This window comes from Chamaesiphon sp. VAR_48_metabat_135_sub (assembly GCF_031418915.1).
Classification (GTDB): Bacteria; Cyanobacteriota; Cyanobacteriia; order Cyanobacteriales; family Chamaesiphonaceae; genus Chamaesiphon.
Genome location: NZ_JANOJV010000146.1, coordinates 1 through 11,078, shown reverse-complemented (window position 1 = coordinate 11,078; position 11,078 = coordinate 1). Strand labels below are relative to the sequence as shown.

The 11,078-nt window shown below is 45.6% G+C and carries 11 protein-coding genes; 5 read left to right on the top strand and 6 right to left on the bottom strand.

What is annotated here, in order from left to right:
* Positions 1-2,316, top strand: a 2,316-nt coding sequence (gene gyrA, locus RMO55_RS10775) for a DNA gyrase subunit A (RefSeq protein WP_310426432.1), incomplete at its 5' end; no start/stop codon positions are given.
* Between the two features lie 119 nt (positions 2,317-2,435).
* Here the strand turns inward: gyrA and tadA are convergent.
* Both tadA and RMO55_RS10765 read right to left on the bottom strand, forming a co-directional pair.
* Entirely contained in the window at positions 2,436-2,903 is a 468-nt protein-coding gene (gene tadA, locus RMO55_RS10770) for a tRNA adenosine(34) deaminase TadA (protein ID WP_310426431.1), read from the bottom strand.
* A 275-nt stretch (positions 2,904-3,178) separates the two neighbouring features.
* Positions 3,179-4,432 (bottom strand): dicarboxylate/amino acid:cation symporter, encoded by a 1,254-nt coding sequence (locus RMO55_RS10765; protein ID WP_310426430.1) that lies wholly within the window; start codon positions 4,430-4,432, stop codon positions 3,179-3,181.
* 270 nt (positions 4,433-4,702) lie between these two features.
* Between RMO55_RS10765 and RMO55_RS10760 the strand changes: the two genes are divergently transcribed.
* From RMO55_RS10760 to RMO55_RS10745, 4 genes are all read left to right on the top strand, one after another.
* Positions 4,703-6,232: a YifB family Mg chelatase-like AAA ATPase gene (locus RMO55_RS10760; RefSeq protein WP_310426429.1), complete on the top strand. Its 1,530-nt coding sequence runs from the start codon at positions 4,703-4,705 to the stop codon at positions 6,230-6,232.
* Between the two features lie 113 nt (positions 6,233-6,345).
* Complete coding sequence (locus RMO55_RS10755; protein ID WP_310426428.1) at positions 6,346-7,245, top strand: hypothetical protein; 900 nt, start codon at positions 6,346-6,348, stop codon at positions 7,243-7,245.
* 318 nt (positions 7,246-7,563) lie between these two features.
* The gene (locus RMO55_RS10750) at positions 7,564-8,139 is read left to right on the top strand and encodes a TIGR04376 family protein (protein WP_310426427.1); all 576 of its coding nucleotides are present in this window, start codon (positions 7,564-7,566) and stop codon (positions 8,137-8,139) included.
* A 263-nt stretch (positions 8,140-8,402) separates the two neighbouring features.
* A complete protein-coding gene (locus tag RMO55_RS10745; RefSeq protein WP_310426424.1) occupies positions 8,403-8,717 on the top strand; it encodes a hypothetical protein in 315 nt (104 codons plus the stop codon).
* Between the two features lie 36 nt (positions 8,718-8,753).
* Here RMO55_RS10745 and def read toward each other — a convergent pair whose 3' ends face one another.
* The 4 genes from def to RMO55_RS10725 all read right to left on the bottom strand — a co-directional run.
* Positions 8,754-9,281 carry a peptide deformylase gene (def, locus tag RMO55_RS10740; protein WP_310426422.1) on the bottom strand — a complete coding sequence of 176 codons (528 nt, stop codon included), beginning with the start codon at positions 9,279-9,281 and terminating at the stop codon, positions 8,754-8,756.
* Positions 9,282-9,525: 244 nt separating this feature from the next.
* Positions 9,526-9,948 carry a peptidylprolyl isomerase gene (locus RMO55_RS10735; protein ID WP_310426420.1) on the bottom strand — a complete coding sequence of 141 codons (423 nt, stop codon included), beginning with the start codon at positions 9,946-9,948 and terminating at the stop codon, positions 9,526-9,528.
* Positions 9,949-10,069: 121 nt separating this feature from the next.
* A complete protein-coding gene (locus tag RMO55_RS10730; protein WP_310426418.1) occupies positions 10,070-10,537 on the bottom strand; it encodes a hypothetical protein in 468 nt (155 codons plus the stop codon).
* Between the two features lie 189 nt (positions 10,538-10,726).
* On the bottom strand, positions 10,727-11,078 hold a 352-nt coding region (locus tag RMO55_RS10725; RefSeq protein ID WP_396134257.1), incomplete at its 5' end, for a radical SAM protein.

Here is an 11,078-nt window from a genome sequence, read left to right as displayed (position 1 = left end):
CAAGATTTTTCGATGCGAAATCCGTTGATTAACGGACATGGTAACTTTGGTTCGGTGGATAACGATCCGCCTGCGGCGATGCGGTATACCGAGTGTCGTTTGCAAGCTTTGACGATGGAAGCTGTCTTGCGCGACATCGAGGCGGAGACGGTTGATTTTGCCGATAACTTTGATGGTTCGCAACAGGAGCCGACTGTATTACCTGCGAGGATTCCACAGTTGTTGCTGAATGGCTCATCGGGGATTGCGGTGGGGATGGCGACGAATATTCCGCCCCATAACTTGGGTGAGTTAATTGATGGGGTGGTGGCGTTGATTGCCAATCCTGAGATTACGGATATGGAATTGATGCAATATATCCCTGGCCCTGATTTTCCAACAGGAGCGCAGATTTTGGGCACTGGGCCGATTAAAGAGGCTTATGCAACTGGGCGCGGTTCGATTACCATGCGCGGTGTGGCGAATATTGAGACGCTGGAATATAAGGGTAGACCCGATCGAGAAGCGATTATCATTACAGAGCTACCTTACCAGACAAACAAGGCTTCCCTGATCGAACGGATCGCGGAAATGGTTAATGACCATAAGTTAGAGGGAATCTCGGATATTCGGGATGAGAGCGATCGAGATGGGATGCGAATTGTAATCGAACTCAAGCGGGATGCTTATCCGCGCGTGGTGCTGAACAATCTCTACAAGCAAACACCGATCCAAACTAACTTCGGTTGCAACATGTTGGCGTTGGTAAATGGGGAACCTCAGTTACTCACGCTCAAGAAGTTTCTCAGCGTTTTCCTTGATTTTCGGATTGAGTCGATTACGCGCCGGACTCGGTATGAGCTGCGGAAAGCCGAAGAGCGCGATCACCTGTTGCAAGGTTTACTCATCGCTCTAGCTAATTTGGATGCCGTGATTAGGCTGATTCGGGGTGCTGCGGATTCCGCGACAGCTAAACAGGAAATGATCGACAGGTTCCAGTTATCAGAATTACAATCTGATGCGATTCTTCAGATGCAATTGCGTCGCCTGACTGCATTAGAAGCCGACAAGATTCATCTAGAGCATGACGAGCTGACGATCAAAATCACCGATCTGCGAGATATCCTCGCCCGACGCGAACGGATCCTGGACATCATCCAAACCGAAATCGCTGAAATCAAATCTACCTTTGCCACCCCGCGCCGTACCCTGATCGAGCATAGCGAAGGCGATCTCGAAGATACCGATTTAATCGCCAACGAGAAGTCGCTTATTCTCGTCACCGAGCAGGGCTATATCAAACGGATGCCCGTTAGCACCTTTGAAACCCAAAGCCGCGCCACCAGAGGCAAAAAAGGCACGGGGATGAAAGAAGAAGATGCGATCGAGCATTTCCTCACCTGCTGCGATCACGATACGATCTTGCTATTTAGCGATCGAGGTGTAGTCTATACCGTTAAAGCCTACCAAATTCCCGTATCGTCCCGCACGGCACGCGGTACCGCGCTAATGGGAATTTTACCGATTCCCCGCGAGGAGAAGATCACCTCAGTGGTACCTGTGAGCGAGTTTAGCGATGATGAGTACCTGATTATGCTCACTCAGAAGGGATTCATCAAAAAGACCGCGCTCTCGGCATTTGCCAGCGTCCGCGCTAACGGTTTGATTGCGATTTCCCTAGAGGAAAGCGATAAACTTCGGTGGGTACGTCGCGCCAAAGAAAGCGATAGTGCGATTATCGGTACGCGGAATGGGATGACCATCCATTTTCGCACCGATCGCGACCAATTACGACCATTGGGACGCGCCACACGGGGCGTTAAATCGATGTCGCTCAAAAAAGGCGACGAACTAATCAGCATGGATATCTTGCCCAGCCAAGTCATCGCCCAAATGGTGGCGGCGATTGAAGATCCAGGCGTAGATGATATCGACGATACTGTAGCTGAAGATGTCGCAGTTCCAGCAGGTGAAGGGCCTTGGATTCTGGTAGTTACTACTGGAGGACTCGGAAAACGGGTACCTGTAACTCAATTCCGGCTCCAAAATCGGGCGGGAATGGGCGTACTCTCGATCAAGTTCCGCAAAAAAGGTGACAAGTTAGCCGCCTTGCGAGTAGTCAATCCCGATGAAGAAATGATGATCGTCACCAATCGGGGGATCATTATTCGTCAAGCGATCGATGCTATCTCCTCTCAATCCCGCATGGCAACTGGGGTACGGGTGCAAAAGCTAGATGATGATGATGCAATTATGGCAGTAGCGATCGTGCCTGCATCAAATGGCGAAGAGGATCTAGAACTCGAAGGAGATATCGAAGTAACAGAGGAAGTGTAATCACTACCTAAAACCTCAAGGGTGGGCATTAATTGCCCACCCTACTTTTTTTCTAGTTTACGATCGAATATCCACTCCTACATCCAGCTTCAGACTTAATGTCAAAAATCAGAGACCTATTACTTTCGCTTCTGACGAAACCAATCCTGTAGTTGTTGACGACAAGTCGATTCGAGAATACCACCAATAACCATTAACTTATGATTGGAAGCCGCACTGTCGGGAATATTTAGCACCGTGCGCACACTCCCAGTTTTAGCATCATCAGCACCATATACCAACAATCCCAACCGTGCAGCCACAATCGCCCCAGCACACATCGGACAGGGTTCCAGAGTGACATATAGCGTACATCGATCGAGGTGCCAATTGTTTAAATATGCTCCCGCCGCTCGAATTGCCACAATTTCCGCATGAGCAGTCGGATCTCGATCTCGTTCGCGCCGATTTTCCCCCTCAGCAATTATTTCGCCATCAGGGTTGATAATTATCGCTCCGACAGGTACTTCGCCAGCATTTCCGGCATTTGTAGCCAACTCGATCGATCGAGCTATCCACCGTTGATGTAACTGAAAATCTATATTCATACAAAAATATTAGTAATCTTCGAGTTCTGAATTTAACTAGTAAGTAACAGAGCAGAATTAATTACATATTTATGATTCTCAATTCGTTTATTGAAAAGGCATCTAGCCAAAATCTTGTGTAATTAATTTTGACTAGGTACTTAATTTGCTGTCTGCGGATAGTATCGATCTGCTGCAACAATTACCTTACATGTCCTACTTTTTCTTTAAAGACAGATTCTCATGCAGCAACCATCTCTGACACCTCAAATTAATTTGACTTACTTCATAACTTTTTAGTAACCTGATTCGCGAACTGGCGCAACCACCAATTCTTTAGTTATTACTGGTGGAGCTGGTTCCCATCGGCTGAGGAGGATGGCATTACTACTATTTCCCACCACATTGAGTACAGTCTTGAAACCATCAGTCAATCGATCGATCCCCGCGACAATAGCAATCCCTTCTAATGGTAATCCCGCCGCAGATAAAACTGTGGTCATGGTAATTAATGCCGAGCCAGGTACGCCAGGGGTGCTGAAGGAAACTAAGAAACTACTAAGTCCGATCGTAAATAATAATGATGGGGTGAGTGGGATATGATAAATCTGGGCGATGAAGATTGCATTAAAGCCTTGCAAGATGGTTGCGCCATCGCGTTTTAAGGCTGTGCCCAAGGGTAGAGCGAAACTAGCAATTTCCGATCGCAATCCATAACCTTCTTGCATATTTTGCAATACCATCGGCAATACTGCATTAGAACTTGCCGTACCAAATCCCAGAAAGAATGATGGTTTTAAACTGCTAAAAAACTTAGCTGGCTCGGCTTTGAGCAAGATCAAAACAACGACATAGAATAGGATCATAATTACTGTCGAAAGCCATAGCCCGACAACATACCATGACAGCCGCACGACTAATCCTAATCCCTGAGTTGCGATTGTCGAACTAATTAACGCAAAGACACCAACTGGTGCAACATAGAGAATTACCGACAGCACTTTTTCGCTGATAATGTAAATACTTTCCATCAACTCGATAAAAGGCTTTGCGTCTGATTGCGCAAGTTGAATTCCAGCTCCAAATAAGGCTGCTGAAAAAATAATTTGTAACAGATTACCGTCGCTAAGTGCGCCCAATGGATTGATCGGAATCAGATTGACTAACCACTCGATCGAGTCTGGAGCTGATACAGTACTAGTTGCTACAGGCATCTCTAACCCTGTCATCCCCGCCCCAGGTTGTAAAAATATCGCCACCGTCATCCCAATACACAGCGAGATCGTACTGGTGACAACATAACAAGTCATCAGCTTTAGTACATACCTGCCAACCTGCCCCGTGCCCTGAATCTTATTCACTCCCAGAATCAACGAAGAAAAAATCAACGGCACAACCACGAACTGAATAATCCGCAAAAATCCCGCCCCAATCGGTGCTAATAAATATCGATCTAATGGTTCGATCGCTAGTGGGAATGTAGTATTTAAAATAGTCCCAAACATCATGCCGACAGCAAGGGCAGTGAGGATTAGTGTGGAGAGATTCATAGTTAGGCTTTAGGCTTTAGGCATTGGGGCAAAGTTGTATCGATGCTAGCGAACGCATCAAGCTTTGATATATTTTCAAAACAAAGCAACAATCAAAACCTAACACAAAAATTAACAATACTCGATTTGATATACCTAAACAGCTAAACCTTCTGTTCTAACCCTACAGCCTAAAGCCCAAAGCCTAATCCCTAAATTAAGACATTCGATCCTTGTTATCCGCCAAAGTCTCATGCTTAACTAACAAAAACGAGTAACGGGAAGATCGCTGTGCTAGCCAGAGTTTGGAGTGCAACAATTATTGGCATCGATGCAGTCAAAGTGGGAGTCGAGGTAGATGTTGCCAATGGTTTGCCAGCAATTACCGTCGTCGGATTGCCAGATATGGCGGTGCAAGAAAGCAAGGAGCGGGTTAAAACAGCGATCAAAAATTCCGGTTCCGCCTATCCAATCCGCCGGATCGTGATTAATCTCACCCCTGCAGATTTACGCAAGGAAGGGCCAAGTTTCGATTTACCCATCTGTGTGGGCATATTAGCCGCCTCAGACCAGGTTAGTGGGGAGTTGCTAGGAGATTACCTATTTTTGGGAGAACTGTCCTTAGATGGCAGTTTACGCGCAGTTACGGGAGTGCTATCGATCGCCGCTGCTGCCAAAAAAATGGGCATGACTGGATTAGTAGTACCAGCCGCCAATGCTTGCGAAGCGGCTGTGGTTGCTGGGCTACAGGTATATGGGTTGCAAGATCTGGCAGAAGTCATCGCTTTTCTCAATCATCCCGAACAATTTGAGCCAGTTAAGGTAGATATTACAGGCAAACTAGCCCAACCTCAGCTAGACTGTGCCGATCTCCACGATGTCAAAGGTCAAGCACATGCCCGTCGTGCCCTGGAAATTGCTGCTGCAGGCGGACACAATTTAATTTTCGTCGGGCCGCCGGGTAGTGGTAAAACAATGTTAGCGCGACGTTTACCTGGTATTCTCCCGCCGCTCTCATTCGCCGAAGCTTTAGAGGTGACTCAAATCCATTCCGTTGCTGGTTTACTCAAAGAACGAGGTTTTCTGGTTTGCAATCGACCTTATCGTAGCCCACATCACTCGGCTTCTGGCCCCGCCCTCGTCGGTGGTGGTAGTTTTCCGCGCCCTGGGGAGATTTCCCTGGCTCATCGCGGGGTGTTATTTCTTGACGAACTAACCGAATTTAAGCGCGATGTCCTCGAATTCTTACGTCAACCATTGGAAGATGGACATGTGACTATTTCCCGCACCCGTCAATCTGTTTCCTTCCCTGCCCAATTTACCCTCGTCGCTAGTACTAATCCTTGCCCCTGCGGTTATTATGGAGATACGATCCAAGCTTGTACCTGCAATCCCCGTCAGCGCGAGAATTATTGGGCAAAGCTTTCCGGCCCCCTGATGGATCGAATTGACCTCCAGGTGGCGGTAAATCGGCTCAAACCAGAGGAGATTACCAACCAGCCCACAGGGGAAAATTCGGCAACAGTTCGCCCCCGCGTTCAAGCGGCTCGCGACAGAGCCAGTAAGCGGTTTGAGTCGGTACCAACTATTGTCTGCAATGCTCAGATGCAAAGTCGCGAGCTACGAACCTGGTGTCCGTTAGACGATCGCAGTCGCCAATTATTAGAAACAGCCATTCGTAAGTTAGGATTATCAGCTAGAGCTAGCGATCGCATTATCAAAGTCGCCAGAACCATCGCCGATCTCGCAGATGCAAACACCATCGAACCCGCCCATATTGCTGAAGCCATTCAATATCGGACGATCGATCGAATGCAGTAAAGTTAGGGGATAGGGAATAGAGAGACGCAAGCCTCCCAACCCCTAAACCCCTAACCCCTAACCCCTAACCCCTAACCCCTAACCTCTATCCCCTATCCCCTAACCCCTATCCCATGACTAACCAAAATCCCGCATCTTCCCAACCGCCGTCTTCAAATCTCAACCGCGATATTCTCGCCAAAGTCAATGCCCATGCGGATCGATCGATCGATCGACTATTCATCGACATTGACGAACTCCTCGGCGACAATCTCGAACCTGACACTCGATCCTCACAAGTCGATCGTTACGATCGACGTGCTCAGTACACCGCCGAACCATCACGTTCCACCGACTATACAACTCGACAACCTCAAGCCTATCTACCCCAATCCGAATTCTCTGCACCCCAACAATTTGTGGAATTCGAGCCATCAAAACCAGCGAAGAAACGCCTTCCGCTGTGGCTGAAAGCCTTGTTAGCGATCGGGGCTACTTCGATCGCGACTGGTAGTATACTACTCTGGCTGGTTAACGAACGCAAAATCGAGCTACCCAAAAATATCGATACCAGTTGGCTCCCCTTCCAATCCTCACAAGTTTCGCCAGAGGATGCCAAATTTGCTGAATATATGCAAAAATCGATCTCAAAAATCGAGTCTGTCAAGCCCCAAACGACTTCAGAAATTAATATCGCAACACCGATCGCCACCAATCCCACTGGTATAATTGCAGCACCGATCGCGCCCAATCGGGCTAATAATATCGCACCTAATCCCACTGAGATAATTGCAACAGCACCCAGCAAAATTTCCCCAACTCTCATCAAAACACCGATTTCTCTGGTCAAAACACTACCAAATGGTAATCGTCCCAATGCCGTTTTTCAGGTCGATGGACGTAGCCAAACAGTTAACGTCGGTCAGAAAATCGGTACTAGCAATTGGTCTGTACTATCTATCGCCAAAGGTGAAGTAATTCTCAAAAGAAAAGGTGGTGAGATTCGATCGATCTATGTCGGTCAGAAATTCTAAAATTAGAGGGTAGGGGGTAGTGGATGGTGAATATTTAGTGAATAAGGGATTCGCCCTTTTCTTATCCATCAGGTGAGTAGTGCTCACCGTATCCTGTTCCTAAAAAATCATCAAAATGGGTTCGCAAAGCTAATCCACCTCAATCCTAGCTTTAGTGCCTCAACCCCCATACGTGTCAACTTAAGGAAATTGTAGGTGCTGAAAGTCTCATTTTCTCGTCCCAATCACGATTTTAGCAGTGGCTAAAACGTCCTCAGCTCGTTGCCATTTTTGCAAGTTGACACGAGTGCTCAACCCCTACCCTCTACCCTCTAAATCATGAGTTTACTCGAAGACATGAAGCGGTTTCTAGAAAGTCAGATCGATGACTTTCTCAGCAAAAATCCACACCTGGAATTACAGGTAATTGAAGAACAACTCGCTCAACAGGAAACTGATACACTTCAGTTAATTGTGGACTTGCAAACACAAGAAAAACAAGTCGAGAGAGAAATACTCAACACCGCTCAAGATATCAAAAATTGGTACGATCGAGTCCAAAAAGCCACCGCCGCTGGACGATCGGATCTAGCCACAGCAGCCCAAGATCGTGTCAATGCCCTCCTCCCCCAAGGAAACCAACTTTGGGGCAAAATGCAGGGCTTAAAAGACCGTAAGGTGAAGGCTACCGAGTTATTCCAAACCATCAAAAATCGGCGCACCGAAGTCAAAGCCAAATCCGCCGCAGCACAAACCGCTCGCACTCAAGCTGAAACTAGCAACAATGCTAATAGTTGGGGCTCTGTAAATAATTATACCAGTACTCGTGATTTTACCGATCCTTTAGATGCTCAATTTCGGCGGTGGGAGGCTGATGAAGAACTAGAAAACCTAAAACGCAACTTAAGTAAATAGGCTGATTCTTAAATAAATCTTTAGATGTAGATAGTGTAGTCTGGTAAGATAGACCATAAATGGTCGCTAATTGAGGAAATTTTGGATTAAACTTTCACAATTCCGGCTCCTGCTTTAAAATTCAAGACCGACGCAATCCCATTCTGGTCTAAGTACTATGGCTGAACGAGGATCGATGTTCGCAAACTAGCCAGAACCCCCAGGTTTTGAGTTAACCATAGCAGTGAGCATCGACCGACACTGTACTATCTAGAAATATAGTTATGCAAAGAACCCCAATTTTGAAAAAGTCTCACATTGGCGATGCGATCGCCGGAATCGTTACCGTCTTTGGGATTGATATTCTAATTATTTTTATCGCTCTATTCTTAAATACCCTCTCACCAGTTTTCATATCGGTAATTTTCTCGATTGGATTGATCCAATTGATTTATGTCTTACCCTTGTTGCGTTGGTCGGTAAAGCGAAGAGTTAAAGGATTTAGTAAAGGTTTACTATTTGGCGCACTAGCGATCGCCACCATCAATTTTGGCTGCTTTTTAGTAACTTTCAAGTTTTTCAGTAGTGGCGCAAGATAGTTATTTGATTAACAATTGATAATTAAATAACTATTGCTAGTCGAAGGCAATTTTTAGGTATTCTGACTCGGTAATTAAGTCAGTAGGTTTTTGGACTCGATCGGGGAATAATATTCCATCTAAATGATCGAGCTCGTGTTGAAAAATTCGAGCGACAAATCCAGTTAGTTCTTGTTGGACTAGTTCCCCATACCTAGTGAAGTATTTTACCTCGATCGCGTTGTCTCGTAGCACTAAACCGCGCATTCCAGGTACGCTCAGACAACCTTCCCAACTAGGGATAAGTTCGTCAGATCGAGCTATAATTTGAGGGTCGAGCATCGCAGTTGGTTCCATCGTTGGCGCGTGCGGATAGCGTGGACTCGGACGCGAAGCGACGATAAATAACCGCACGGATGAGGCTACTTGCGGAGCCGCAATCCCCACACCATTTGCAGCATCAGCAGTAGCAATTAGATCCACAATCAGATCGTCAATTTGCGGATCTGTAATATTAACAATTGCGGTCGATCGTTGTCGTAAGATCGGACTACCAATTTCCAAAATTTGCCGAATTCTACTCACAAGTTATTTGATAATTATGTTGTGGTAAAGAAGATGAAGACGTTTATGACAACTGCCAATCTGGTCGGGACATATCCCCGACTTCTTCGAGAAGTCGGGGATATAACAGTAATGGTCGGGATGTCTTAATCGCCCTAGGAAACTGCTATGATTTCCATCCACATCCTTAACCTTTACCTAAATTAACCAGAGATTTTGTTTCCAGTACCAGATATAAGCTTAGTCGAACGCCCATCTCAAACGACTAGTCGTGTTGAATCTTGACTGATATCATTTTATCGCCACCTTTAATCGCATTGATGACATCCAGATCTTCAGACTGACCGAAAACAGTATGTACGCCATCTAAATGGGACTGAGGGGAATGACAAATGAAAAATTGACTACCACCAGTATTTTTACCTGCATGTGCCATTGAGAGAGTGCCAGCCTTATGTAAATTGGGATTGATCTCACAATTAATTTTATAGCCTGGACCACCTGTTCCGGTACCCTGAGGACAGCCACCTTGAATCATAAAATTATTAATGACGCGGTGAAAAGTCAATCCGTCGTAAAAACCTTTTTCTGCTAAATCGACAAAGTTCTTGACTGTATTAGGCGCATCAGCATCAAAAAACTGGATATTGATGTTTCCTTTGGCGGTTTCGATAATTGCACGAGTCATAGTTATGTAAAGATTGAATGATAGCTAAACTATTTTAGCGCAGTTTTTCGAGTGCACTTGCGGTTGGCATTGGTTTACTCGTATTTTATATCAGCGACGCGCAGAAGAACGTCAGATCTGCTTAACTGGGCATTACAGACAGAATTTCAATTACCTCTATTCGATGAGAGCAGGTACACATATGCCCGAAGCAACCTCTCTCCAGCATTTTACCTCGAAAGCTCAGGTCGAATGTTCCTGTATAGTCCGATCTTGTCATTGGATTGTTTAAGCCTTCCACCAGCCAATCCCAACCACCCTCAAATGGAATATCTAGTTGACAATTTACTGACGACATCAGTTCAAATCGAGGGATTTCCCAATGTGAAATATATTTACCTGTAAATATACGTTCTTCTTCGATTGGAAATTTACGCTGAATTAAATCTTCCACTACTGTGACGTTATTGTTCCACCATGTTTCGTTCGAGATAGACGGAAGATCGAGGATGGAAATAAGATCCAGGATCGCAGACAGCATTAACTGGATGATGAAAAAGATAGCAACGAGTAAACCCAATAAAACTAGAATCGAAAGCAGATTTAGCATAAAGCATTTAGATTGTGTCTGAAAAGTCAATTCGCTCGAATCACCTTTAAAACTCTTGACTAAACATCGATCGGTATCACATTTGTGTGCTGTTACGATTAGTACGGAAGTCGCAGTGAATTGGACTTATTCAGTCTTTGACAATATTTTGATGAAGTAGCATTGACAGCATCGTAAATATCGCCCACATTATGCGATCGACCGGATAATGTCAAGATTGTCTTGAAATGCTTGCACCCCAATACTGACCCGATTTACCCCCGCATGGAGATATCCCTGAAGTTGGGCCAGATCGAATGTCCCTGGATCGATTTCCATCGAGATTTCAGCATTACTGGCAATTCCAAACTCGATCGATAACCAGTCTAAAATTTGTCCCAATTGAGCGACAGTCAGGAGTGAAGGAGTACCACCACCAAAGAAAATGGTTTCTAACGGTCGATTGTATTTTAATTGAGTCGTAATTTCTCGACCCAATTGTTGTACATAGAGTTGGATATTGCCAGAGGTAGCTCCATTGTGTTTATATACGACGACAAAT